At 71.3% G+C, this 25121-nt stretch carries 22 protein-coding genes and 1 pseudogene; 12 read left to right on the top strand and 11 right to left on the bottom strand.

Annotated elements, in window-relative coordinates:
- Positions 1 to 14: 14 nt before the first annotated feature.
- From K1J60_RS21195 to K1J60_RS21185, 3 genes are all read right to left on the bottom strand, one after another.
- Entirely contained in the window at positions 15 to 2024 is a 2010-nt protein-coding gene (locus K1J60_RS21195) for a ricin-type beta-trefoil lectin domain protein (RefSeq protein WP_220647577.1), read from the bottom strand.
- 238 nt (positions 2025 to 2262) lie between these two features.
- Positions 2263 to 3954, bottom strand: coding sequence for a subtype B tannase (locus tag K1J60_RS21190; protein ID WP_398683266.1), 1692 nt, complete (start codon positions 3952 to 3954; stop codon positions 2263 to 2265).
- A gap of 159 nt (positions 3955 to 4113) precedes the next feature.
- Positions 4114 to 4452, bottom strand: a complete 339-nt coding sequence (locus K1J60_RS21185; protein ID WP_220647576.1) for a winged helix-turn-helix transcriptional regulator — start codon at positions 4450 to 4452, stop codon at positions 4114 to 4116.
- 96 nt (positions 4453 to 4548) lie between these two features.
- Here K1J60_RS21185 and K1J60_RS21180 point away from each other — a divergent pair, with 96 nt between their 5' ends.
- Positions 4549 to 5430, top strand: a complete 882-nt coding sequence (locus tag K1J60_RS21180; protein WP_220647575.1) for an NAD(P)-dependent oxidoreductase — start codon at positions 4549 to 4551, stop codon at positions 5428 to 5430.
- Positions 5431 to 5553: 123 nt separating this feature from the next.
- On the opposite strand, the gene K1J60_RS21175 is transcribed toward K1J60_RS21180, so the two are convergent.
- Entirely contained in the window at positions 5554 to 9537 is a 3984-nt protein-coding gene (locus K1J60_RS21175) for a glycoside hydrolase family 2 TIM barrel-domain containing protein (protein ID WP_220647574.1), read from the bottom strand.
- Between the two features lie 239 nt (positions 9538 to 9776).
- Here K1J60_RS21175 and K1J60_RS21170 point away from each other — a divergent pair, with 239 nt between their 5' ends.
- From K1J60_RS21170 to K1J60_RS21160, 4 genes are all read left to right on the top strand, one after another.
- A complete protein-coding gene (locus tag K1J60_RS21170; protein WP_220647573.1) occupies positions 9777 to 10709 on the top strand; it encodes a hypothetical protein in 933 nt (310 codons plus the stop codon).
- Complete coding sequence (locus tag K1J60_RS46010) at positions 10706 to 10828, top strand: hypothetical protein (protein ID WP_259407841.1); 123 nt, start codon at positions 10706 to 10708, stop codon at positions 10826 to 10828. The genes K1J60_RS21170 and K1J60_RS46010 overlap by 4 nt, the downstream gene beginning before the upstream one ends.
- 174 nt (positions 10829 to 11002) lie before the next feature.
- On the top strand, positions 11003 to 12397 hold the full coding sequence (locus tag K1J60_RS21165) for a serine hydrolase domain-containing protein (protein WP_220647572.1): 1395 nt from the start codon (positions 11003 to 11005) through the stop codon (positions 12395 to 12397).
- A 29-nt stretch (positions 12398 to 12426) separates the two neighbouring features.
- A complete protein-coding gene (locus K1J60_RS21160; RefSeq protein ID WP_220647571.1) occupies positions 12427 to 13056 on the top strand; it encodes a 3'-5' exonuclease in 630 nt (209 codons plus the stop codon).
- Here the strand turns inward: K1J60_RS21160 and K1J60_RS21155 are convergent.
- Complete coding sequence (locus tag K1J60_RS21155; RefSeq protein WP_259407840.1) at positions 13031 to 14029, bottom strand: ArsR/SmtB family transcription factor; 999 nt, start codon at positions 14027 to 14029, stop codon at positions 13031 to 13033. The two genes, K1J60_RS21160 and K1J60_RS21155, sit on opposite strands and share 26 nt — an antisense overlap.
- A gap of 279 nt (positions 14030 to 14308) precedes the next feature.
- On the opposite strand from K1J60_RS21155, the gene K1J60_RS21150 reads away from it, so the two are divergent.
- The 4 genes from K1J60_RS21150 (at position 14309) to argG (ending at position 17742) form a co-directional block, all read left to right on the top strand.
- A complete protein-coding gene (locus tag K1J60_RS21150; RefSeq protein ID WP_220647570.1) occupies positions 14309 to 15217 on the top strand; it encodes a hypothetical protein in 909 nt (302 codons plus the stop codon).
- An 18-nt stretch (positions 15218 to 15235) separates the two neighbouring features.
- Positions 15236 to 15721, top strand: a complete 486-nt coding sequence (locus K1J60_RS21145; protein WP_220647569.1) for a hypothetical protein — start codon at positions 15236 to 15238, stop codon at positions 15719 to 15721.
- Between the two features lie 98 nt (positions 15722 to 15819).
- The gene (locus K1J60_RS21140) at positions 15820 to 16230 is read left to right on the top strand and encodes a VOC family protein (protein WP_220647568.1); all 411 of its coding nucleotides are present in this window, start codon (positions 15820 to 15822) and stop codon (positions 16228 to 16230) included.
- Between the two features lie 57 nt (positions 16231 to 16287).
- On the top strand, positions 16288 to 17742 hold the full coding sequence (gene argG / locus K1J60_RS21135; protein ID WP_033530479.1) for an argininosuccinate synthase: 1455 nt from the start codon (positions 16288 to 16290) through the stop codon (positions 17740 to 17742).
- Positions 17743 to 17915: 173 nt separating this feature from the next.
- On the opposite strand, the gene K1J60_RS21130 is transcribed toward argG, so the two are convergent.
- Entirely contained in the window at positions 17916 to 18101 is a 186-nt protein-coding gene (locus K1J60_RS21130; RefSeq protein ID WP_220647567.1) for a hypothetical protein, read from the bottom strand.
- 171 nt (positions 18102 to 18272) lie between these two features.
- Positions 18273 to 18461, bottom strand: a complete 189-nt coding sequence (locus tag K1J60_RS21125) for a hypothetical protein (protein ID WP_033530477.1) — start codon at positions 18459 to 18461, stop codon at positions 18273 to 18275.
- A gap of 201 nt (positions 18462 to 18662) precedes the next feature.
- Between K1J60_RS21125 and K1J60_RS21120 the strand changes: the two genes are divergently transcribed.
- Positions 18663 to 19283 (top strand): hypothetical protein, encoded by a 621-nt coding sequence (locus K1J60_RS21120; RefSeq protein WP_220647566.1) that lies wholly within the window; start codon positions 18663 to 18665, stop codon positions 19281 to 19283.
- Positions 19284 to 19373: 90 nt separating this feature from the next.
- On the opposite strand, the gene K1J60_RS21115 is transcribed toward K1J60_RS21120, so the two are convergent.
- Entirely contained in the window at positions 19374 to 19931 is a 558-nt protein-coding gene (locus tag K1J60_RS21115; protein ID WP_220651599.1) for a TetR/AcrR family transcriptional regulator, read from the bottom strand.
- 200 nt (positions 19932 to 20131) lie between these two features.
- Between K1J60_RS21115 and K1J60_RS21110 the strand changes: the two genes are divergently transcribed.
- The gene (locus K1J60_RS21110; protein WP_220647565.1) at positions 20132 to 20914 is read left to right on the top strand and encodes an NADPH-dependent F420 reductase; all 783 of its coding nucleotides are present in this window, start codon (positions 20132 to 20134) and stop codon (positions 20912 to 20914) included.
- Positions 20915 to 21041: 127 nt separating this feature from the next.
- Positions 21042 to 21863, top strand: coding sequence for a dienelactone hydrolase family protein (locus tag K1J60_RS21105; RefSeq protein WP_220647564.1), 822 nt, complete (start codon positions 21042 to 21044; stop codon positions 21861 to 21863).
- Between the two features lie 18 nt (positions 21864 to 21881).
- Here the strand turns inward: K1J60_RS21105 and K1J60_RS21100 are convergent, their stop codons facing one another.
- The 3 genes and pseudogenes from K1J60_RS21100 to K1J60_RS21090 all read right to left on the bottom strand — a co-directional run bounded on the left by K1J60_RS21100 (position 21882) and on the right by K1J60_RS21090 (position 24815).
- Complete coding sequence (locus K1J60_RS21100; protein WP_220647563.1) at positions 21882 to 23297, bottom strand: alpha/beta hydrolase; 1416 nt, start codon at positions 23295 to 23297, stop codon at positions 21882 to 21884.
- Between the two features lie 129 nt (positions 23298 to 23426).
- Positions 23427 to 23624: pseudogene (locus K1J60_RS21095) on the bottom strand (ferredoxin); the annotation flags it as partial.
- A 42-nt stretch (positions 23625 to 23666) separates the two neighbouring features.
- Positions 23667 to 24815 (bottom strand): SCO2400 family protein, encoded by a 1149-nt coding sequence (locus tag K1J60_RS21090; RefSeq protein ID WP_220647562.1) that lies wholly within the window; start codon positions 24813 to 24815, stop codon positions 23667 to 23669.
- Positions 24816 to 25121: the final 306 nt, after the last annotated feature.

The following is a 25121-nucleotide window of genomic DNA, read 5'->3' as shown; positions in this document are numbered from 1 at the left end:
GTCGCTCATCTCGCTCATGTCAGGCTCCACTTCTGGTTGTTCTGGCCGTTGCAGGCCCACAGCACGAGCTTCGTGCCGTTGGCGGTGGCCGCTCCGAAGGCGTCGAGGCACAGTCCGGAGTTGACGTTCGTGATCGTGCCGTCGCTGTTGACGTCCCACTTCTGGTTGGTGCCGCCGTGGCAGTCCCAGATGACGACGCGGGTGCCGTTGGTCGTGCCGCGGTTCCAGGCGTCGAGGCACTTGTTGCCGTACACCACCAGCTCCTTGCGGGCGGAGTTGTAGGCCCACTGCTGGTTCAGGCCGCCGCCGCAGTCCCACAGCTGGGCGTCGGTGCCGTTGGTGATGGAGTTGTCGTTGATGTCCGCGCACCGGCCGGACTGCGTCCCGGTGACGAGTGTGGCGTTGGTGCCGGGCAGCGGCCGTACGACGATGCCTTCGAGGGTGGGCGCGCCGGAGAAGGCGATCGTGTTGGCGGAGCCCTTGGTCAGGCCGACCTGCACGGAGATGTTGCCGGGGCTGGAGCCGGTCGGCGGGAAGGAGACCTTGGTGGGGGTCTGGCCGTTGACCGTGAGGGTGGCGACCCGGGCGGCGGAGGTGTTGTTGGTGTAGGAGACGTCGACCGTCTTCAGGCCGGTGTTCCCGGCGACCACGCCGGAGAAGCTCGACGTGCCGTTGTAGGTGCTCGCCGACTGCTCGGTGCCGCCCTTGACGGTGAGCATGACCGAGGTGCCCGCCGGGACGCTGGTGGTGTAACTCGTGCCGGGCGTACCGACGTTCGTACGGGTCCACAGGTCACGGACCGTCGCCGCCGCGTTCGTCAGGCCGAGGTCGGACCAGCGGACGGTCATGTTCTGCGTGGTGGAGGTGCGGTTGAGCAGCACGACCGCGCGGTTGCCGGTGCCGGAGAGGACCTTGCCGTACACCTGGAGGCCGGTGGTGTCCTCGGCGACCTTGACGCCCTGGAGGCCGCGGGGGTCCTGGTCGACGGCGATGACCTCGGAGTTCTTGAGGATGTTCGCCGTCTCGGTGGTCATGGTGGAGAGGTCGTTGCCGGCGAGCAGCGGGGCGCCGGAGATCGCCCACAGGTTCATGTGGGTGCGGTCCTGGGCGGCGGTGAGACCCATGCCGACCATCAGCATGTCGGGGTCGTTGACGTAGCCGGTGTGCTGGGCCGTGGGGTGCAGGTTCCGGTCGTGGGCCGTCAGCACATTGCCGTACGTGAAGGTCTGGCCGTGGTAGAAGATGTCCGTGTTCGTCCGCCACATCGGGCCCATGCCCGGTGCCCAGTTCCAGGGGTTGGAGTAGCCCCAGTTGCACAGGGAGAGGGCGAGGGGGCGGCCGGTGGTGGCGCTCGCGGTGGCCACGGCGTCGCTGATCGCCTGGTAGGTCGTCTTCGGGTCGAGGCCCTCGGCGTCGCCGCCGCACCAGTCGACCTTCACGAAGTCGAAGCCCCACCGGGAGAACTGCGTCATGTCCTGGACGTAGTGGCCCTCGCTGCCGCTGCCGGGCGCGGCCGGGCGGCCGGTGGGGAAGTAGTAGCCGCAGCCGTCCTTGCCGGCGTCGGTGTAGATGCCCGCCTTCAGGCCCTTGCTGTGGATGTAGTCGGCGATGGCCTTCATGCCGCCGGGCCACTCGGCCTCGTCGATGGTGATGTTGCCCGCGCTGTCGCGCGTGCCCTGCCACCAGCCCTCGTCGATGTTGATGTACTCGTAGCCGGCCTCGGGCAGCCCGGCCGCGACGAACGCGTCGACCTGCTGCTTGATCACGTTGTAGTCGACCTTCGCGGCGAAGGCGTTCCAGGAGGCCCAGCCCATCGGGGCCTTGGGGACGGGGATTTGACGATCCGTCACCGCGACCGGGGCGGCGTCGAGTCGGGTGACGGGTGGGGCGGCCGAGGTGTCGGCCGCCGGCTGGGCCAGGAGCAGGGCGGCCGTCGCGGTCGTCGCCAGGGCGAGGGCGCGTACGGCGGCGTTTCTGCAACGGCGTCTGAAACCGGGGGAGTCGGTGCGGGGAGGGGGGTACATGCGGCTCCTTCGATGGATATCCAGGGATCGATATCTCGAACAAGGATCGGCTCACCGAACATTTCGGCTGGCCGAAACTAGAGCCGGAGGGGGCGGAAGTCAACGGGTGCGACACGGGTGGTTTTTGAACCGGTCACAAAGCGGTGGCAGGAGCCGGGAGCGCGTCGACGGACGAGCCCGGGAGCACGTCGACGCCGAGCCCGGGAAGGGCTCGGCGTCGGGGGTGGGTGGGGCGAGGTCAGCCCTTGTGGTCGGTCTTGTGGTCGGTCTTGTGGTCGGTCACCTTCGCGATCCACTTGATGAAGTCGGCCGCGTCCTCGTTCGCTCCGTGCCCGCCGTCCCAGTACATGGCGGCGTCGACGTCGTCGCCGAGGTTCTCCAGCCTGGCGGCGAGGTTGCCGACGACGGTGAGCGAGGTGTCGCTGTCCTTGGTGCCGACGCGGATCCACCAGTGCCGGGCGCGCCCCGGGTTGGCCTTCGCGAGGAACGGCATCGGGTTCATCAGCTTCAGCGTCTCGGGCAGGTCGCCGTCGAGCCGTGCGCTCGCGCTGCCCTCGTGGCGGAGGCTGTACAGGGTGAAGTGGCGGGCCTTGGTGGTGCCCTTGCCGAAGAGGTTGTTCTCGCCCGACGACAGGTCGAACGCGTCGAAGGCCGGGGCATCCTTCTTCCGGGCGCCGACGTGGGTGAGGAAGTCCGCCCAGGAGAAGGCGGCCCGGCCGCCGGACCAGGTGATGAAGGTGTTGCTCGCCAGGTACGTCGTCCGGTCCGCGTCCGACAGGGCGGCCAGGTACTTGGTCGCGGACGGCTCCAGGAACGTCTTCAGCAGGTACTCGTCGAGGTTCCGTACGGTCAGCGTGCCGAGACCCTTGGCCTTCAGCTTCAGCGAGGCCTGGTAGTCGGCGAAGGCCGCCGTGAGCTCCTTCGACACCGTCCGGTCGACGAGCGAGCCCGAAGCGAGCTTGTTGGCGCCCCAGTTCCACTCGTACGCCATGTCCGCGTGCTCCAGATCCGTGATCGGACACCAGTCGCCGCTGGCGAAGATCGCGTCGGAGGCGTCGGCCGCGCCGATCTCCTTCAGGTGCGCGTCGTAGAGCGGGCTGTCGCCGGACGCGCCGAGGAGCGCGGACAGGGCGCCGCCCGCGCTCGTGCCCGACGACACGATGCGGTCGGTGTCGCCGGGGATGCGGCCCTTGTTGAACCGCACGTACCGTACGGCCGCCTTGAGGTCCACGATGGCGGCCGGCGCGACGCCGTAGTACCGCCCGTCCGAGTCGACGAGGGTACGGCCGCGCGCGCCCGGCTCGACCACGACGTACCCGGCGGCGAGCGCGAGCTGCGCGTTGCTGACGGACTGGCCCCGCTGGTCGAGCTGGCCGTTGCCACCGGACTCGACCTCGCCGGAACCGGAGCCGGTGCCGGTGCCACTGCCCGTGCCGGTGCCACTGCCCGTGCCGGTGTCGGTGCCGCCACCCGGCATCCCGGTCATGCCTCCGCCGCCGACGCCCGTCGCCTCGGCCACCGACGAGGGCATATAGCCGCCCACCGCATTCGCGAACAGAATCGGTGCGTTCGTCGCGTCGACGGCCTTCCCGGCGATCTCCACGGGCACGCTGACGTTCAGTGACTGGTACGTCTCGTCGACCGGCTTCGTGACGTAGGTGATCGACTTGTAGAAGTGGTACTTCACCTCCACGTCACCGTCGTCGGTGGTGATCGTCGTCGTCAGCTCGGTGTAGTCGTCCTTGTCGAAGGCCAGGGCACCAGAGGCGGTGGCACCGGAGGACCCCGAGGACCCCGAGGACTTCGAGGACTTCGCGGAGCCGCCGTCCGACGCCTGCGCGCTGACGGCGAAACCGCCGACGGCCGCCACGCCCGCCGCCGCGCCGACCCCCATGATCACGTTCCTGCGCCCGACCGCCCTGTGCTTCACGGCGTCACTCCTTCGCTCGCGTCCTCATCCCGTTTCCGCTTGCGAACGTAGCGGACGCACCCGCGAAATCGTCAACAATTCTGTCGCATTCATCGTTGACGCACAGCGAGTCACAGGGGACGCACAGCGGCAGGCACGGCGGCAAGGGGGCCCGGGCGCCTACCGCGTCGACCGCTCCCGGCCCCAGGCGGCCAGCGGTTCGAGTGCGTCGTTGAGGCGCTTCCCGTCCTCGGTCAGCGAGTACTCGACGCGGGGCGGCACCTCGTCGTGGGAGACGCGGCGTACGACCCCGTCCGCCTCCATCTCGCGCAGATGGGAGGCCAACACCTTCTCACTGACACCCGGCAGCAGCCGGCGCAGCTCACCGAAGCGGCGACAAGGCTGCTCGTGGAGCGCCCACAGGATCAGGACCTTCCATCTGCCGCCGATCACCTCCATCGCGGTGTCGATCCCGCAGATGTGTCCCTCCGGTGCGCCCGGCCGGTTCAGCGTCGTCATGCCCCACCCCTTTGACGTGCTCGCTCACCTCAGGGTAACCACCCACTCCGAAGTACGTACTTGATCACCTTCCCGCCCGTGACCAGCCTGTTCGGCATGACACAGAACCCTTCCGAGAAGACCGCCGTCACCCTGCTGGGACTCGGCGCGATGGGCGCCGCACTGGCCCGTACCTGGCTGGCCGCCGGCCATCCGCTCACCGTCTGGAACCGCACCCCGGCCCGAGCCGCGGTGCTCGCCGCCGAGGGCGCGAAGGTCGCGGACAGCGCCGCCGAGGCGGTCGCGGCGAACACCCTGGTCGTCGTCTGCCTGTTGGACGACGCCTCCGTGGACGAGGCGCTGGCCGACGCCGACCTCACCGGCCGCGACCTGGTGAACCTGACCACCGGGACCCCCGCCCAGGCCCGCGCCCGCGCCGAGTGGGCCCACGGCCGGGGCGCCCGCTACCTGGACGGCGGCATCATGGCCGTCCCTCCGATGGTCGGCGTCCCCGAGGCCGGCGGCTACGTGTTCTACAGCGGCTCGCGGCAGCTGTTCGAGCAGCACCGGGAGACCTTGGGCGCCCCGCTGGGCACCACCTATGTCGGCGAGGACGCGGGGTTCGCGGCCCTGCACGACGTGGCCCTGCTGAGCGCGATGTACGGCATGTTCGCCGGGGCCGCGCACGCCTTCGCCCTGATCCGCAAGGAGGACATCGACCCCACGTCGTTCGCCCCGCTGCTCGCCGACTGGCTCGTCGCGATGGCCCCGTCGGCCCACCAGACCGCCGAGCAACTGCGCAGCGGTGACTACACCCGAGGCGTCGTCTCCAACCTGGCCATGCAGGTGGCCGGCACGCCGACTTTCCTGGCCACCGCCGAACAGCAGGGTGTCAGCCACGAGTTGCTCGGCCCCTACTTCGAGTTGATGCGCCGCCGACTGGCCGAGGGCGGCGGCGAGGAGGACCTGACAGGGGTGATCGACCTTCTGGTGCGCTGACGAGTGCCCCGGTGACAGGGAGCGAACGACAGGACGCCCGGCCGGGAGAGCCCGGTCGAGCGTCCTGTTGTAGGTGTCGGTGTCGGTGTCGGTGTCGCTGTCGCTGTCGGCTCCGGCAGGGGGCTATGCGGTCGCCGTCGGCCTCCTCGACAGCTTGGTGGCGAGGTCCACGTCCGTCAGTGGCCGCAAGCGGTATGTGTACGCGTAGTCGCGGTTGGCGAAGAGTTTGTACTCGTCGTGGGTGTGGGCGCCCCAGCTGTTGTCGCCGCCGACGCCCATCTGGCGGTGGTTGACGCGCAGGACGACGGTGTCGCGGGGGGTGAGGTGGTAGTCGTGCCGGAGGCCGGTCGAGAGGTCCTCCGGGGTGAAGAAGGAGGCGTTGACCTCGATCAGGGAGTCGCCCGAGACCAGGAGGCCCTCGCCGTCGCGGTCGGTCAGGGCGGCCCAGCGGACGTCGGTCTTGTTGCCGTTCTCCTGGGGGCGGATGTACCCGGACCACTGCTCGGCGACGCTGCCCGAGTAGAGGCCCACGTCGGTGCCGTTGTTGCGGTCCCAGTGGTTCTCCTCGGGGCCGCGCCCGTAGTAGTGCAGGCGGTCGAGGCGGCGGGGGAGGTGCAGGAGGGTGCCCACCTCCGGGATGTACGGGAGGGAGGCCGCGCCCGGGCGCAGGGTGTTGTCGACCTTGATCTCGCCGTTGCCGAAGATCGTGTAGGTGGTGGTGTACGACGACTCGGTCGTGGTCGGCAGGGTGCCGGTGACCTTGATCTCCACCGCCCGGCCGTCGGCCAGGGCCCGCACGGTCACGTTCGTCACCTTGCGGTGGGCGCCCGCGTCCCGCCAGGTCTGGTTGCGGGTGTGCTGCCCGTTGCCGTGGTCGTTGTCGGTGGGGGCCCGCCAGAAGTTGGGGGCCGGGCCCGAGGTGATCAGGCGCGTGCCGGCCGCCTTGTAGGAGGTGAGGACGCCGCTCTTCCTGTCGACGGTGACGGAGAAGCCGCGTCCCTTCACGCCCTTGCCGGCGACCGTGATCTCGTCCGACCCGTCCGTGTACGTCAGCTTCGGGACGGTCGCCAGCGGTGCGGGTGTCACCGCCGGGCTGCCCGCGTCCACCGGCAGCTGCTGCCGGGCCACCTCGAAGCCGGACTTGGCCCAGGGCGTGCGCTCCTTGGTGGTGAAGGAGAGTTCGAGGAAGTACTCGGTGCCGGGCGCGGGGGAGGAGGGGAGGCGGAAGGGGACGGTGATGTCCTTGGTGGAGAGGGGGGCGACGTCCAGCTGGGCGCGGGTGAGGCGGCCGTGCTGGATCTTCCTGCCGTCGGCCACCAGGGACCAACTGCCGTCGAACTCGCGGAGGTTGGTGAAGAGGTACTCGTTGGTGAGGGTGATCTTCTGCGAGGTCAGGGCGTCGGTCGCGGCGCCGGTGGCCGGGGTGGCGTGGATCGCCTGGTAGATGCGCTTGACCTCGGCCGCCTTGCCGGTGTGGCCCCGGTCGGCCTTGACGATGCCGTCCGCGACGAAGGCCCCGTCGTTGGGGTTGTCGCCCCAGTCGCCGCCGTACGCGAAAAACGAACGTTCCTTCGCGAAGCCCTCGCGCTTCCGCTCCCCCACCTTCACCGTCGCCGCGTCGAACCAGAACCGCACCCCCTCGTCCCCGGGCCCACGCCCCCCGGACGCCAGCTCGGCCCCGCTCAGGGCGCGCGCGTACACGCCGGCCCGTCGGATCGTGCCGCTGAACTCGCGCGTCGGGTTGTCCGTGTCGGTGCCGAGGGCGAGCGGCGCGGTGTTGACGCTCGGCCGGCGGGTGGTGGTGCGGGTGGCCTTCACCTCGCCGTCGACGTAGAGGGTGAGGGAGCCGGCCTCGGCGTCGAACACCCCGGCGACATGGTGTTCGCGGCCGGTCCAGCCGTCGGCCGGGACGCCCCAGCTGACGCTGACCCACTGGCCGCCGCCATAGATGAAGAACTCGACGCTGTTGTTGGTCTGCTTCAGCGCGTAGTGCGTGTCGCCCTTGGCGACGATCGGCTGGTGGCCGCCGGTGACGTGCGGGGTGATCCACGCCTCCAGGGTCAGCGAGCCGGTGAGGTCGAGGGCGGGGTCGCGGGTGAAGCCCGTGGCGCCGGAGAGGCCCTTGCTGCGGCTGAACGTTCCTGCGGCGGTGAGGAGTTGCCCCTTCAGGGCGCTCGGGCCCGCGTCCGTGAAGACGTGCAGCTTCGGGACCGGCCAGGTCAGTGACTGGTCGACGAAGTCCCAGATCCAGCCGCCCTGGAGGACCGGGTAGCGGCGGATGAGGTCCCAGTACTTCTTGAAGTTGCCGTTCGAGTTCCCCATGGCGTGCGAGTACTCGATCATCACGTACGGCCGCGTGTCCGAGGTGTCCTTGGCACGCTGCTCGACCCGCTGCGGGCTGTCGTACATCTCCGAGCGGATCTGGCTGATCGTCGGCCGGTCGTCGCCCTCGTACTGGATGACGCGGGTCTTGTCGTACGACTCGATCCAGTCGCGCATGGCGACGAAGGTGGAGCCGCCGCCCGCCTCGTTGCCGAGGGACCAGATGACGACGGACGCGTGGTTCTTGTCGCGGTGGACCATGGCGCGGGCGCGCGCCACGCAGGCCGTCGTCCACTCGACGTCGTTCCCGGGGTAGCGGTCCCGGATGCCGTGGGTCTCCAGGTTCGTCTCGTCGACGAGGTAGAGGCCGTACTCGTCCGCCAGCTCGTACCAGAGCGGGTTGTTGGGGTAGTGCGAGGTGCGGACGGTGTTCATGTTGAGCCGTTTGATGATCCCCATGTCCTCGACCAGGTCGGCGCGGGTCAGCGCCATGCCCCGGTCGGGGTGGATCTCGTGACGGTTGGTGCCCCGGAGGGAGACCGGCTGCCCGTTGATCCGCATCAGCCCGTCCTTGAGCGCGAACTCGCGCAGGCCGACGCGGTGGGAGAGGGTTTCGACGACCCTGCCGCGCGGGTCCCGCAGCCGGAGCACGGCCGTGTAGAGGGTGGGGTGTTCGGCGGACCACAGCTCGGGTGAGGGGACGGACTTCTTCGCCTGGACGGTCACGTCCTCTCCGACGGCCGAGGCGTCCCCGCCCACGGCGACGGACTGCACGAGGGGCCGGGACCAGACGGCGTGCCCCCGGGCGTCGTAGAGCTGCGTCTCGACGGAGTACGACCCCTCGTGCCCGGCGGCGTACGCGCGCACGCTCGCGGTGACCGACAGGTCGGCGGCCGTGTAGCCGTCGCTGAGCGGGGTGTCCAGCTTGAAGTCGCGCAGGTGCACGGCGGGCGTGGAGTACAGGTAGACCGAGCGGAAGATACCGCTCAGCCGGATCATGTCCTGGTCCTCCAGCCAGTCGCCGTCCGAGTAGCGGTAGACCTCGACGGCTATCCGGTTGGTGCCCGGCCTGAGGTGCTCGGTGATGTCGTACTCGGCCGGGTCGAACGAGTCCTCGTGGTAGCCGACGAGTTCGCCGTTGATCCACACGTAGTGGGCCGACTTCACGCCCTCGAAGTGCAGGAAGGTGCGGCGGTCACCGGCCGTCCAGTCCTTGGGCAGGTGGAAGGTGCGCCGGTACTGGCCGACGGGGTTGTAGCGGGTCGGCGCGGTCGGCGGCTGGGCCTCCTCGCCGAGGCCGTTGGGCCCCCACCACGGGTAGGTGATGTTGACGTAGATGGGGAAGTCGTAGCCGTGCAGCTGCCAGTTGGAGGGGACCGGGATGGTGTCCCAGTCGCTGTCGTCGAGGTCGGTCCGGTAGAAGTCCTCGTCCCGGTCGCCCGGCCGGTCCACGTACGCGAACTTCCACTTCCCGTCGAGGCTCAGCCGGTACGGGGAGCGGGTGCGGTCGCCGGCGAGGGCCTGTCTGACGTCCGCGTACGGCATGAGGGTGGTGTGCGGCGGTTCCGCGCCGACCTGGAAGAGCGCCATGTTGCCGGACCACTCGGGGGTGCCGGCGGCCGCCGTCCCGGTGCGGGGCGCGGCGTACGCGTCGCCGCCGGAGAGGGCGAGCGCGCCGAGGAGGGCGGCACCGCCCTCCAGCAGACGGCGGCGGCTCACGACGGGACGGACGGCGGGGGTGCCGGGGTGCGGCTGCGGAGGCGGTTGCGGGTGCGGGTGCTGCATTGCCGGGGCCTTCCTCGCGGTGACAGGGGGGTGCACGTACGGAGAGACGTGTGGGACGAGGAGCGTCGGTTGCTGTCCGATGTTGTTGAAAAACCGGGCCCACCCTAGGACTTCGAACAGAAGCGGATCAATGACTCTGTCGGACTTTGTGCGGTCGTGAGGGTGGGAGTGTGACGCCACGCGGGTGCCCACCCTGGTGTCGTCCGGCCCCCGCCCGTGCCGCCGCCTACGGTGCCCCCATGGTGGCGGGTGTGGTGTGGGCGTTGTGCGCGGCGGTGTGCATGGGAACGGCGACCGTGCTCCAGGCGCTGGGCGCGCGGCGGGTGGCGGCCGCGCGGGGCGACGGGGGTGCGCACGGCGACGCGGGGGCGCGCGACCGGGGGCGGACCGTGGTGGAGGTGCTGCGCGGCTGGCCCTTCCTCGCCGGTGCGGGACTGGACACGCTCGGCTTCGCGGCGCAGGTGGTGGCGTTGCGGCTGGCGCCGGTGTTCCTGGTGGAGGCGGCGGTGGCCGCGTCGTTGGCGGTCACGGCGGTGGCGGGCACGCTCGTCCTGGGGCTGCGGCCGCGGCGGGCCGAGTGGGCTGCCGTGGCCGTCGTCTGTCTGGGACTGGCGACGCTGGCGGTGTCCGCCGGGCGCGCGGGCGACGGGGACGGTGACACCTCGCTGCGGGTGGCGGTGCTGGTCGCGTCGGTGCTGGTGGTGGCGGGCGGGTGGGTCGTGGGCGGCCGGCTGCGGCGGGGCCGGACCGTCGTCCTCGGCGCGGCGGCGGGCCTGAGCTTCGGCCTCACCGCGATCGCCGTACGCCTGCTGCCGGACACCACCGTCCTCGGGGTACCGGCCCAGCCGTCCGCGTACGCCGTCGTCGTCTCCGGCCTCGGCGGCTACCTCCTGCTCGTGCAGGCCCTGCAGTCCGGTTCGGTGACGGCGGCCACGGCGGCGATGGTCATCTGCGAGACGGTCTGGCCGGGTGTCTTCGGGGTGGTGTGGCTCGGCGACTCCACCCGCGACGGGTACGCGTGGTCGGCCGTGCTCGGCTTCGTGGCCTGCGTGACGGGCGGGGTGGCGTTGGCGCGGTTCGGGGAGGCGGGGGAGGGCGGGGAGACCGCGGGTGCCCAGGGTGCGGGGGAGGCAACCTCGCGGGCGGTCGGTGGCGACCCAGAGGCGAAGTGAGGGCACGTGAAATCCCGCCCCCACCCAGGGAGTTCACCATGCGCACCAAAAGCACCCGCATCGCGGGACTGCTCACCGTGCTCGCCGCCGTCCTGGCCGTGCTGCTCGCACCTCTCTGACACCCTTCGTCCGCTGATCTCTGCGGGGCCATGACAGATGTCATGGCCCCGCTGTGAGAGCGGTCGTCCACGGGAAGGATGTAGCGCACACCGGTTGTTCGTGACAATCGCCTGACAGGGCCCGGGAGTTGACCGTCCGGGGCCATCGAACGTCAGGATCGAGGGGGACACGCCGTGCGCATTCAACGTCTCGTCGGGACCGCGCTGGGGACCACACTTCTGTTCGTCGCGGCGGTGCCCGGTGCCGTCGCCGCCCCGGCGTCGCCGACCGGGCTCGACAGCGCCGGGCTGGACAGCGCCGGGCTGCACAGGGCCGGGCTGCGCGAGACGCTCGACGCGGTCCACGAGGCGGGGATGTACGGCACGTACGCGTCGGTGCGGGACGGCCGGGAGCGCTGGACCGGCGCGTCCGGGCTGGCCGACGTGGACACGGGCCGCGAGGTGACCCCGAACATGCGGCACCGCGTCGGCAGCATCAGCAAGACGTTCACGGCCGTGGCGATCATGCAGCAGGTGGAGCGGGGCCGCATCCGCCTCGACGCCCCGGTCACGGACTACGTCCCCGAACTGTTCGAGGGCAGCGGCACCGACGGGGACGCCCGGGAGCGCGGGGACGCCGTCACCGTGCGCATGCTCCTCAACCACACCAGCCACATAGGTGACTACGTCCTCGGCGCATTCCCCTCCCTCGCCCAGAACTCCACCGCCAGCCTCGACGAGCACCGCTTCCGCTCGATCAGCCCGCGGGAGCTCATACGGCTGGGCCTCATGGCCCCCGCCACCGGCCGCCCCGGGGCGCAGCCGGGCAGGTACTCCAACACCAACTACGTCGTGGCCGGCCTGATCCTGGAGAAGGTCACCGGCCGGCAGGCGTCGACGTACATCTCCCGCAACGTCATCGACCGCGCCGGGCTGCGCCACACCTCGTATCCGCGCACCGCGTACATCAAGGGACCGCACTCCAGGATGTACGAGTCGTTCTACGGGCTCATCGACCCGCCCCGCGACTACAGCGTCTACGACATGTCCTGGGCGTACACGGCCGGCGCGATCGTCTCCACGACGGACGACCTCAACCGCTTCTACCGTCAGTTGCTCACCGGTGACCTGGTCCGCCGGTCGTCCCTCGCCGAGATGCGGCGCACGGTTCCGGTGGAGATCGCCCCGGGCGTCGCGATCGACTACGGCCTCGGTATCTACACCCTGGACCTGCCCGGCTGCGGGCGGTTCTGGGGCCACGACGGCGGGGTCTTCGGCGCGGGCACCCTCAGCCTCACCAGCGCGGACGGCGAGCGTCAGCTGTCCATGGGCTGGAACCTGATGAAGTACCAGCGTCTCAACGCGGACGGTACGGCGCTGGAGCCGAGCCCGATCGACGACGCGATCGAAGCCCATGTCGCCGAGGCGCTGTGCCCGGCCCTGGAGGAGCCGGGGACGGGTTCGGGGGTGGAAGCGGGCGACGGGTCCGGTTCGGGTTCCGGTTCGGGTGCCGGGATGAAGTCGCGATTCGCGGCGGGGGACGCGTGGCGGATCCTCCCGGACGGTCTGCTGGGTAGGACGCTTCCGTAACCGTCCTCGCACCGCAGGGAGCGCCCGCCTTGTCCACCTTCGTCATCTTCGACCTGGAGTTCACGACCTGGCCCGGGGCCATGGAGCAGGACTGGTCGGCCCCCGGCCAGCTGCGGGAGATCGTGCAGATCGGCGCGGTGCGGGTGGATGAGGGGTACGCCGTCGTCGAGGAGTACGAGACGCTGGTCCGCCCGGTGGTGAACCCTCGGCTCTCGCCGTTCTTCACCACCCTCACCGGCATCGACCAGCGGAGCGTGGACCGGGACGGCCTTCCGCCGGCCCGGGCCGTCACCGACTTCCTCGCCTTCTGCCGGGGCGGGCCGGTCCTCTCCTACGGCAACGACATGCTCGTCCTCGGCGAGAACATCGGCTGGGCCCGGGCCCGGGGCGAGGAGATCAAGCACAGTGCCCTCACCCCGGGCTTCCTCAACATCCGCCCGTGGCTGAACACCGTCGCCCCGGCGACGACGGGCGTCAACTCGGGCCGCCTCTGGCAGGCCCTCTCGCTCCCCCGTCCCGCCTCCGGCCACGAACACTCCGCCCTCTTCGACTGCCACTCCATCGCGGTGGCGCTGCGCCACCTGTCGGGGGCGGGGGTCGCGCTGCCGGAGGGTCTTCTGCGGGTCAGCGGGGTCAGCGGGGTCTGCGGGGGGAGCTGAGGAGTTCGGCACCGAGGGGGGAGAGCGTGTGCCGCACGGTGTTGCCCTGTCTGTGGGTGGAGACCAGCCCGGCCTGGCGGAGCACGGTGGCGTGCTGGCTCGCCGACGCCGCTGAGATGTCCGCGCGACGCGCCAGTTCACCGGTGGTGCTGGCATGCACGAGCAGGTGCATGACCGTCGCCCGGGTGCGGCCCAGCAGCGCCGCCAGGGGGCCGGGGCCCGCCTCGTCCTGCGCGGTGCCTCCCCCCGCCCAGCCCCGGCTGCGTACGGCGGGATAGACCAGCACAGGGGCCGTGTCGGGGTTCTTGAGCGTGATGGGGACGCCGAAGCAGAAGAACGACGGCAGGAGCACCAGCCCTCTGCCGTTGAGGAAGAGGTCCTGGTCCACGGGGTAGGGGAGTTCGAGTACGGGCGGTCGCCAGCGCGCCTGCGGGTGCAGCTGGGTGAGCAGCCGTGTGACGCCTCCCGTGGCCAGGGCGTGCAGACGGGTGGCCCGGTCGGCCTCCAACTGGGCGTGGACGGCACGCCAGTAAGGGGCCAGCGCTGTCCGGTGGTAACTCCGGACGGCCTCTCCGAGGGTCCTGAGGACCGCCACGTCACCGGCGGCCAGCGCACCCAGCCAGGGGGCCGGGGCGCGCCGGGGGGCCAGGTCGCCGAGATCCGCGCGCAGCCGGGTCCGCGTGGTGGCGAGCAGGATGTCGAGGGCTTCGTCCAGGCAGGAGATGCCCGCGGTCGGGGTGAGGAAGTCCGCCGAGTAGCCCACGGGCGGCGCCAGTTCGCACAGCATGCGGGTCAAATCCGCCGTACCGCCGAGAAGCCGGCCGCGGGTCCGGTCGCGCCACAGCCCGAACTCCCTGGTGCCGGGCCGCTTCTGCAGGGCGTGCAGGCTCAGCAGCACCTCCCAGAGCACGTCCGGCTCGGCGGCCAGGCGGGTGTTGCCCATGTCCTCGGTCGTGAAGTGGATGCTCAGCACGGTGTCCCCCTGTGGTCTGGATGACGCCTGCGGCACCAGGTGTCCGGCCGAGGGCCGGCCGGTGCTCGCGGCGTCGGTATGAGTGCTTATGAGCGCTGCTGCTTGCTTTGCGTGTCCGGTGTGTCGGCCTCTGGTCGTGACGTGCCACTTTCGGAGAGCACTGAAAGTCCTGGCACGTTCGTTCACCGATCAATCACGCTGGCGGCGTGAGCCCGGTCGCACCGGAGCCGACCCGCCCTCCGCTCGCACCCTCCTTCACGCCCCACGCGAGAGGACGTCATGCGCAAGGCCGCGATCAGCTTGCTCCTCGTGTCCGCCGTCGTCACCGGCTGCGCCGGCGCCCAGCACTCCCCGGCGAGCGCGGAACGTCAGGAGCCCGGTACCGCAAGGCAGTTGACCGACGCCGAGCAACTGCGGATCTCGGACGCGCAGCAACGCCTGATCGGCGGTTGCATGCGACGGCAGGGCTTCGAGTTCTGGGAGACCGAGCGGCTCAGCCTGGCGAAGAGCCGCACCCTCGGCTATGTGCTGGACGACGTCGACTGGGCCCGCACGTACGGCTACGGCAGTCGCCTGCAGGCCGAGGAGGCCGTCGCCCGCGCCGCCAACCCCAACCTCGCCTACCGCAAGCGTCTCCCCGAGCAGCGCCGCACGGCCTACGACGAGGCGCTCGACGGCGGGATCGACGCGCCCTCGATCAGCGTCGAGATCCCCGGCGGCGGCGGCACGGTGCGCAAGCGCCTGGGCGGCTGTGTGGCCGAGTCCGAGAAGAAGCTGTACGGGGACCCCCGGGAATGGTTCCGCGCGGAGAAGGTCTCCGGACACCTCCGGTCGCTCTACGTACCCAAGGTGCTGGCCGACCGGCGTTTCTCGGCGGCGCTGGAGGTCTGGTCGCGCTGCATGAAGCGGGCGGGCTACGACTACGAGGACCCGGGCGCCTCCCGTCAGGCGGCCGTCGCGCGGTCCGACCGGGTGGCCGAGCCCGGGGTCTTCGAGGCCGAGAAGAAGCTGGCCGTCGCCGACGCGACCTGCGCCCGGGAGGCCGACCTCCGCCCCATCGGCGAGGAGCGCGAGAGCCACTACCTCGACCAGCTGCGCGACCGCTACGGCGAAGCGCTCGACACGTACACCCGGCTCCAGCACCGGGCGCTGGACCTCGCCCGGAAGATCGTCGGCCCACGGGCCTGACCACACCAAGGAGTACACATGCGCAGACCAGCCATAGCCGCCGCCGTCGTCATCGCCCTGGCCTCCCTCGGGCTCGGGGCACCGACCGCGTCCGCCACGACGGCGGACGACAGCGTCTGCGGGGAGGAGTGGCCGAACAGCCGGGACGGCAATCTGAGGGTCTGGCAGGACTGGGGCTGCCAGGGCATCCTCCTCGGCACGACGCCGGGGAACGACCGCTTCTGGGGCGACAGCGGGACGGAGGGGGTGTTCAACTCACCGGACCACCTGGCGCCGTCCTCCGTGATGAACAGCGGGTTCCTGGGGGGCAAGGACGTCGTCGCCTTCTACGCCGAGAAGGACTACCAGTACCAGTTCGGCTACGTCTGTCTCGCTCCGGGAGAGCTGTGGGCCGACAATCTCACGGACAACTACTACCAGTCCGGTGCCGTCGTGAACGACAACATCAGGTCTCACCAGTGGGTCACCGCCTCCGCCTGCGGGGCGGGCACCTGGCTGACCTGATCTGACCTGACCTGAACTGAGGCCGGGGGCCCGTCGGCCTGCCGACGGGCCCCTTCGCCCGCCGACCCGAAACGACCCGAAACCCGCCAGGAGCCGTCATGTCCGACGAAGCCGCCACCCCGGTCCGCGAACTCCGACTGGTCGTCACCGCCGCCGACTACGACGCCGCGCTGCACTTCTACCGTGATGTGCTGGGGCTGCCCGAGCGGGCGGCGTTCTCGTCCGAGGGCGGGCGGGTGTCGATCCTCGAAGCGGGGCGGGCGACGCTGGAGATCACCGACCCGAAGCACGCGGAGTTCATCGACGAGGTGGAGGTCGGCCGCCGCGTGGCCGGCCACATCCGGGTCGCCTTCGAGGTGGACGACTCGACCGCGGCCACGGCGAAGCTGGCGGCGGCCGGCGCGGAGGTGGTCGCCGAACCGACCCGCACCCCCTGGAACTCCCTGAACTCCCGCCTCGAAGCACCCGGCGCCCTGCAGCTGACCCTCTTCACCGAACTGGGGTCGTGAGGGCCGTCACCGGAAGCAGCTTTGCATGATCATGCATTGGCATGCATAATAATTTCCATGTCCAAGGTCCTCACCTCTCTTCCGGCCGGCGAGCGCGTCGGCATCGCCTTCTCGGGCGGGCTCGACACCTCGGTCGCCGTCGCGTGGATGCGTGACAAGGGTGCCGTCCCCTGCACCTACACGGCTGACATCGGCCAGTACGACGAGCCCGACATCGCCTCGGTGCCCGGCCGCGCGAAGACCTACGGTGCCGAGATCGCGCGCCTGGTCGACTGCCGTGGCGCGCTGGTCGAGGAGGGCCTGGCCGCGCTGACCTGCGGCGCGTTCCACATCCGTTCCGGCGGGCGGGCGTACTTCAACACGACCCCCCTCGGCCGGGCCGTCACCGGCACGCTGCTGGTCCGGGCGATGCTGGAGGACGACGTCCAGATCTGGGGCGACGGCTCGACCTTCAAGGGCAATGACATCGAGCGGTTCTACCGCTACGGCCTGCTCGCCAACCCGCACCTCAGGATCTACAAGCCCTGGCTGGACGCCGACTTCGTCACCGAGCTCGGTGGCCGCAAGGAGATGTCCGAGTGGCTGGTCGCGCACCAGCTGCCGTACCGGGACTCGACGGAGAAGGCGTACTCCACCGACGCCAACATCTGGGGCGCCACCCACGAGGCCAAGACCCTGGAGCACCTGGACACCGGCGTCGAGACCGTCCAGCCGATCATGGGCGTCCGGTTCTGGGACCCCGAGGTCGAGATCGCCACCGAGGACGTGACGATCGGCTTCGACCAGGGCCGCCCGGTCACGATCAACGGCAAGGAGTTCGCCTCCGCCGTCGACCTGGTGATGGAGGCCAACGCCATCGGCGGCCGCCACGGTCTCGGCATGTCCGACCAGATCGAGAACCGCATCATCGAGGCCAAGAGCCGCGGCATCTACGAGGCCCCCGGCATGGCCCTCCTGCACGCCGCGTACGAGCGCCTGGTCAACGCCATCCACAACGAGGACACCCTCGCCCAGTACCACTCCGAGGGCCGTCGCCTCGGTCGCCTCATGTACGAGGGCCGCTGGCTGGACCCGCAGGCGCTGATGATCCGGGAGTCGCTGCAGCGCTGGGTCGGCGCGGCGGTCACGGGCGAGGTCACCCTCCGCCTGCGGCGCGGCGAGGACTACTCGATCCTCGACACCACCGGCCCCGCCTTCAGCTACCACCCGGACAAGCTGTCCATGGAGCGCACCGAGGACTCGGCCTTCGGTCCGGTCGACCGGATCGGCCAGCTCACCATGCGCAACCTGGACATCGCCGACTCGCGCGCCAAGCTGGAGCAGTACGTCGGCCTCGGCCTGATCGGCACCGGCAGCCCCACCGTCGGCGCCTCCCAGGCCGCCGCGACCGGGCTGATCGGCACCATGCCGGAGCTGCCGCAGGGCGGCGCCGAGGCCATCGCCTCGCGCGGCGAGGTCTCCGAGGAGGACGCGCTGCTGGACCGTGCCGCGATGGAGTCCGGCACGGACTGACCGCCGACGGGCGACGACGACGTAGGAAGAGGCCGGCTCGACGATGGACGTCGAGCCGGCCTCACGTCTGCGCCGTCGAGCCGACCTCGGATCAGGGCCGTCGCGCCGATCTCAGGTCAGCGCTTCGAGGACGCGGCTCTCATGAACCCCTACTACGAGCGCTCCGCGGTGCCTCAGTCGTTGTCCGTGTTCTTCTGGGAGTCGGACTTGTTCGCGCGGAGCAGTACGCCGCTCGCGACGTCGGTCGTCCTCGCCACACCGCGCGCCCAGCGTGGGGCGTCACCTCGCGCCGTCCAGTAGACGCAGACGACGCCGCCGAGCGCGAGAAGGAGGACGACGGACAGGATGAGTATGAGCACGGCCTTTGCTCGCTCTCTTGGGTGGGCGCCGAGGACGGCGGGTTCTGCGCGACGAGCGCGACAAAGGGGACGCCTGTACGCGGGGATTGGTTGCGTCGAGCAGAGCGCCCAGGACCCGTCGGTGTTTCCGTGCCGTGCCGCCGCCGGGACTCATCGGTGCGCCGACACGGGTCAGGCGCGCTGTCGCTGTCCCCGGCCGCGCAGGAGGCTGACGCCCGCGCCGAGTGAGACGACGCCCATGCCGATCGCCGTGGCCACGCCCTGGGAGCCGTCGACGACGAAGGGGGCGACCGCGGCGACGGCGAGGTTGAACAGGAACAGGAACCACAGGACGGGCTTGGAGGCGAGCAGGGCCTTCATGGGGGGCTTCCTTTCGGGAGGGAGAGGGAGGGGCAGGTCCGGAACGAGGTGGTGAGGCCGGAACGAGGTGGTGAGGCCGGCGTGACCTCGTGTCTCAACGATCTCGTTCGGCGGGCTTCGCCACGAGGGAGCGCTCTCCCGTATCGGAGGTGTAGCCCGCTACACCTCTGCGGTGTCAGTGGTGCGCGCTACGTTCCGGCCATGGGCATCTATCTGGTGAGCGTCGGCGCGGAGGATTGGTTCGGCGAGGGGGAGGGTGAGGACGAGGAGGAGGGGCGAGGGCGTGTCGCCTCGGCGTTGAACGAGGAGCTGAGGCGGCGAGGGCTGCCGGCCTACGAGTCGGTGCCCGCGGCGACGCCCGCGCGCGCTCCCCTCGTCCGTGGCTCGGGGCTGGCCTTCGAGGAGAAGCTCGTCCTGCCGATGGACGGGTTCGTCAGGCTGTGCGAGGCCCACCTCACGCGCGAGGAGCTGGAGACCCTGTGCGGCTGGACGGTGCTGGTGCCGTTGTCGCTGGAGGAGGACATCCGGCTGGAGGGCGTCGAGTCGGCGTATACGGAGGAGACCATGGTCGCCGGCGCCCCCCAGGTGCTGGCGCTCGCGGAGCGGCTCGCGGCGGCCGTCGAGCTGCCGACGGCCGAGGTCCCGGCGATGTGCGACAACCTCGACCTGACCCTGTGGTTCCTGGACGGAGCGGCGAAGACGCTGGCCGCCACCCGGCCGGGGCCGTGGGCCGAGGACCTCGACACGGCCTTCTACGTGGCCCTGTACCTGCGCGCCGCCCAGCATTCGATACGCCGCGGCTGCCCGATCGTCTACGTCTGAGACTCCTGCCCGGGGCGGCGGGCGTCGCAGGCTCCGGGGCTCCGTAGCTCTGTGGCTCCGTCCTCCCGTCGGCTGCGGAAACGGCCGCGGCTACGGGGCCAGCGTCGCGAACGCCTCGTCCAGGAGGGCCACCAGGTCGAGGGCGCCGTCGGACGCGGTCCAGTGGTCGAGCGCGATGGTGAGACAGTCGATGGCGGCGGCGGCCCGGACGTTCTCGGCGAGGGTCGGGGGCCCCGAGGAACCGTGGCGTTCGGCGAGGGCACGTGCCAGCGAGGGCCGCCAGTGGTGCTGCTTCTCCAGCTGGCGGGCGCAGAGCGCCGGGGTGTCCCGCACGAGCCGGGCGGTGGCGAGCGAGGCGACCGGGTCCTGGTGGTAGCGCTGGATGACCGTGTCGAGAGCCCGCCGCAGCGCCGTCCAGTCGTCCTCGTCGGCGGGGCGGGCGCGCAGCGCGTCGGCGAGCCGGACGCCGTGCGCGTCGAAGGCGCCGAGCACGGCGTCCTCCTTGGTGCCGAAGTAGCGCAGGAACGTGCTCCTGGACACCCCGGCGGCCGACGCCAGATCGTCGAGGGTCACCTTCTCGAAGCCGTCGCGCAGGAACAACTCGAAGGCCACCTGGGCCAGTTCCGCCCGTACGGCGGCCCGTGCGATGTCCCTGGTCTTCGTCCGCGCGGTCTCGCCAGGCCCCCTGGGTCCCTCGGACGCCGCGCCGCCCGCTGCGTTCACTTCGCTCACCCCGCGATGCTACCGCCCGGACGACCCTCGCTTGCAGGTGTGCGTCTAAGTGGCTAGCGTGACACTCAGTTTCACCTTTGGGATCCAACTTCACCGCAGACCGGAGATGTGTCGCCATGCCCAAGACCCTCGGACTCATCGGCAGCGGAATGATCGGCGGAACGCTGGCCCGGCTGGCCGTCGCCTCCGGCCTTGACGTCGTCCTGAGCAACTCGCGCGGCCCGGACACCCTCGCGGACCTGGTCGCCGAACTCGGCTCCCGCGCCCGCGCCGCCACGCCCGCCGAGGCCGCCCGGGACGGTGACCTGGTCGTGGCGACCGTCCCGCTGCGCGCCTACCCGCGGCTCCCCGCCGCCGACCTGGCTGGCCGGACCGTGATCGACACCATGAACTACTACCCGGAACGCGACGGCCGCCTGGCCGAGTTGGAAGGGGAGGAGCCGGACGGGGCCGGGCCGCGTGGGAACCGGCCTAGCTCCAGCGCGCTGGTGCAGCGGCATCTGGCCGACTCGTACGTGGTCAAGGCGTTCAACAACATCGACTTCCGGCGGCTGCTGACCGGCGCCCGGCCCGCGGGGGCCGCCGACCGCAGCGCCCTGCCGATCGCGGGCGACCACCCGGCGGCCAAGGCGGAGGTGACCCGCCTGCTCGACATGCTCGGCTATGACACGGTCGACATCGGCACCCTCGCCGACAGCTGGCGCAGCGAGCCCGGTACGCCGGTCTACGTCCAGCCGTACATGGCGGAACGCCCTGCCGGGCTCGGACAGGAGGAGGCGGGGCGTTGGTTCTTCGAGACCCCGGGTGTCCCCGTCCCGGCCGGCCGGGTGAGGGAACTGGTCGCCTCAGCGACCCGGGGCGAACCGGCCGGCTCCCGCCAGGCCCTCTCGGGGGACTGAACCGACGCCGGGCTTCCACCCCGAGGCCCTCCACATGTCCGGAGGCCGTCCTCACGCCCCGAGGGCTCGCCACCCGACGGCCTCGTCACCGCGTCAACTCGCCCTACGCACAAGGAATGAGCGCCCCATGACTGCCTCCAGCCCTTCTACGCCGCCCACGCCCGGGCACACCTCCCCCACCCCCCTCAACTCCGCGCGGAGCGTGCGGAGTCACCCGACGGAGATCCCCACTCCCGACGGGATCGTCGACGCGCACGTCTTCCACCCGGCCGGCGGCGGGCCGCACCCCGCCGTCCTGCTGTACATGGACGCGTTCGGGGTGCGCCCGCATCTGAAGGGGATGGCGGAGCGGCTGGCGGCGGCCGGGTACGTCGTCCTGCTGCCGAACGTGATGTACCGCGCCGGGCGGGCGCCCCTGGTGGAACTGCCCGCCTTCATCGACCCGGGGGCGCGGCCGGAGATCATCGAGCGGATCCGGCCGGCGATGCGGGGGCTGACGCCCGAGGCGTCGATGCGGGACGCCGGGGTCTACCTGGACTGGCTGTCGGCCTCGCCCCTGACGAACGGCGGCCCGGTCGGTATCACCGGCTACTGCGTGGGCGCGGGGCTGGCGCTGCGGACCGCCGGGACGTACCCGGAGCGGGTGGCCGCGGCGGCGGGGTTCCACGGCGCGTACCTCGCGACCGACGCGCCGGACAGCCCGCATCTCCTCGCCGACCGCATCACCGCCGAGCTCTACTTCGGGCACGCGGACAACGACTCCACCAACCCCGCCGACCAGATCGACCGCCTCGCCAAGAGTCTCACCGCCGCCGGCGTGCGCCACCACGGCGAGGTCTACGCGGGCGCCCACCACGGCTTCACCCAGGCCGACACCGCCATGCACAGCCCCGAGGCGACGGAACGCCACTGGACGGCACTGCTGGATCTGCTGGCACGCGCCCTCTGAGGGGAGCCGGGCCGGAGGTCACCGGGCCCCGGTCCTCCCCGCCACCTTCCGCAGGAACTCCGCCAGCGTTCGTGTGGCCGTGTTGTGGGCCGTGGCGGCGAAGAGCGGGTCGAGGTGGTTCATGCCGTCGTCGGACTCGTAGGCGGCGTACGGGACGCGGGACTCGGCGACGACGCGGCGGGCGCCCTCCACGACGGTTCCCTTGGAGTAGCTGGTCTGGAAGGCGTAGAGGGGTATGTCGAGGCCGGCGGCATGGCGCAGGCGCAGTCCGAGGGTGCGGGCGAGATCGGTGTCGGCGTAGGCGTCGCTCACGTCCAGGTCGACGGAGAGACGGGCCGGCCAGTACCACTCCCACACCCCGGGCACGGGCCCCGCGTACGCCTGCGCGACCCGCCCGATCGGCGTGATCCCGTCGTCGACCCACCCCCGTACGCCACCGCCGTCCCCTGCGGGGGCGAGGCGCCCGGAGTGGACGCTGATGTCGTTCGGCCAGCCGAAGCCGGCGTCGACGAAGCTGCCGAGCAGCGCGGCGTTGGTCACCGGGAACGGCACCCTCAGCGCGGCGGGCACCCGGTCCTGGAGGACGGAGCGGCCGTCGGGGTCGTGATGGGCGTACCACCCGGCGAGCTGGTACCAGATCTGTGTGCTCTCGGCCCGGTCGCCCAGCCCGACGCCGCTGAGGGTCATGTCGAGGACCCGCCCGCCCGCGATCGCCGCGAGCCGCTCCCGCACCTCCTCCGGCGAGTCCTGCACGGGCGTTCCGGTCCCCTCGAACGCGCCGCGCACGCCCCCGTCGAGGACCGCGAGCCCCGCGAGATCCCGGTACCCGGGTCGCCCGTCGAAGTCCCAGGCCGCGTATGCCAGCGCACTGGTCGCACCCCAGGAATGCCCGCCGAGCACGACCCGCCGCCGTCCACCCGCACGAGCGGCGAGCACCACACACCGCAGGTCGTCGAGGGCGCGCTCCAGCCCCCACCGCCCGACGTACCCGGCGGAGGCGGGCTCCAGGGACCGGTACCGTCCGTCGAGGTAGTAGCCCACGGGGTCGGCCGTGCCGCTCCCGAACCCGGTCCGGTCGGCAAGGTTCTCCTCCCGCCGGTCGAGGGCCCACACCTGCACCCCGGGCACCGAGGCCACCAGATCCCGGGCCATCAGCCGAAAGCCGTTGGCCGCCCCGAACATGCCGGGCACCAGCACCACGACGGTCTCCGCGTCCCGCGGCCCCACCTTCAGCACATGCACCCGATCACTACCGACGGGCCCGCCCCCGGCCCCGACCGCGACCGGCACATACCCCTCGCCCCCCACCCCGGCAGCCCGCCGCGGCTCCCCGCCCCCGGCGGCCCGGGCGCTCCCGCCCCCGAGCCCGGCAAGGGCCAGCCCGCCCGCCATCCCGCCGCTCAGGACCGCTCGCCGCGCCAGTCTCTTCGTCATGTCCGGTCGTCTCCTTGGGAGTTGGGGGGCAACGACTTCGGAGAAAGCTTCTCCCCGCCTGTGAACCGGGCTTCCACCGGGGTCCGCGACTCGACGACTCGACCGGATCGACGACGTGCTCTCCCGCTTCTACGGCTTCTCGTCCTCCTCCTCGTCTGCCTTCTCGTCGAGGGTGATCGCCGCCGTCGGGCAGACCGCCGCCGCCTCGCGGGCGGACGCGTGGTGGGATGCGGGGGGCGACGGATCGAGCAGGGCGACGACGCCGTCCTCGTCGCGTTGGTCGAACACCTCGGGGGCGATGAGGACGCACTGGCCCGCCCCACAGCATCAGGGGTCAGCGCTCCGGCGCGTGGGTGGGGCGTGCGTGCGTCAGTTCACGCACACGATCCCGAGCAGGCAGAGGCCCGAAGGGGATGTCGTCGCCGTGTCGGAGCTCGAACCGTCCGACGCGCCGGTGTCCGAGCCGGAACCGGAACCCGAGCCCGTGTCCGAGCCGCTTCCCGCTTCCGAGCCGTTGCCCGATCCGTTGTCCGTGCCGGCGCCCGTCCCCGACCCGGTGCCCGCGTCCGACGAGGAGCCGGAGTCGTCCGTGGCCGGCGGCGTGGTCGTGCCGTCCGACGGTGTGGCGCCGGTGTCGTCGGCGGCCGACCTACCGGCGCCGGAGGAGCCGGTTCGCGCCCCTTGAGCCGACGGCGTGGCCGAGTCCGTACGGGGTGAATTGGGCTGCTCGGCGCGGGAGTTCGACCGGTTCGCGGTGGAGCGGTCGCGTGCGGGGTCGCCGGACGGCGTCCACGGCGTGGAGGCGTCCGGGGTGCGCAGGACGTCGTCGGTCTCCGTGGTCGGCGTACGGCCGCCCTGCGAGCGTTGCTCCTCGACGGAGCCGAGGCTCTCGGCGTCGGGGGCCGTGGCCGCCTGTGTGCGGTCGGTGGACTGACGGTCCATGCTCATGACGGTCAGACCGCCGCCGACCAGCGCCACGGCGGTCGCGACGACGGCCCGGCGCTGGTTCTTCTTCCACCGCGCCAACTGACGCCGCCGCGCGGCCCGCCCTCGCGGCGCCACGGGAACACCCTCGACGTCCACGTGTTCCGTGTCGTCCACGTCGCGTACGCCGTCCAGGTCAGTGGGCCGGTTGCCGTCCACACGGTCCACGCCGTCCACATCGTCCACGCCGTCGAGGCCGGACATCCGCGCGAACGGGGCCGCGCTCCCCAGCGCCTCGTCCGCCGCGTACCCGTCCGCCGCGTACCCGCCCGTCGCGTACCCGTCCGCCGGCGCCCCGCCGTGCCACCCCTCGTCCGTCGCCCCGTACTCCCACGTCGGCGCCGGCAGCACCGGTGCCGACGGTGTCGTCGGCGGCATCGGGATCATCAGCGGAGCGGTCGTCGTCCCGGTGGGCCGGGACGGGTCGACGCGGCTGTCGACCGTGGCCGGGGCTATGTCGGGCGCGTAGGCGCCGCAACCAGGGCACACGAGGGCGCCGTTGAGATGTCGGCGACATGAGGAGCAGTAGTCCATCGAGGTCTTCCTGTGTTGGCATGCCGTCGACCCGCCGGGCCGCGGCCCGGTCGCATCACGTTCGCACGTGGGATCGAGCGGATCGAGCGGTCAGCAACGCTAACGAGGCATTCTCAGGGCTGTGTGCAGGCTGTGTGACGCTCCTGCGCGGATTCGCCGGGGACTTGGAACCGGTTCCGCAGGGATGTGCGGGCGTGTGTTTGAGCCGTGCTCGCCACACCTTTCGTCGAATTCCCTCTCAACAGGCAACCCGGGCACGTCATTTACCAATCTCACAGGTTGCTCACAGGATGAGCGGGTCGAGAC

It is taken from the genome of Streptomyces akebiae (assembly GCF_019599145.1).
Taxonomy (GTDB): domain Bacteria; phylum Actinomycetota; class Actinomycetes; order Streptomycetales; family Streptomycetaceae; genus Streptomyces; species Streptomyces akebiae.
The sequence above is the reverse complement of the archived record's forward strand: the minus strand, read 5'-3'. Positions and strand labels throughout refer to the sequence as shown.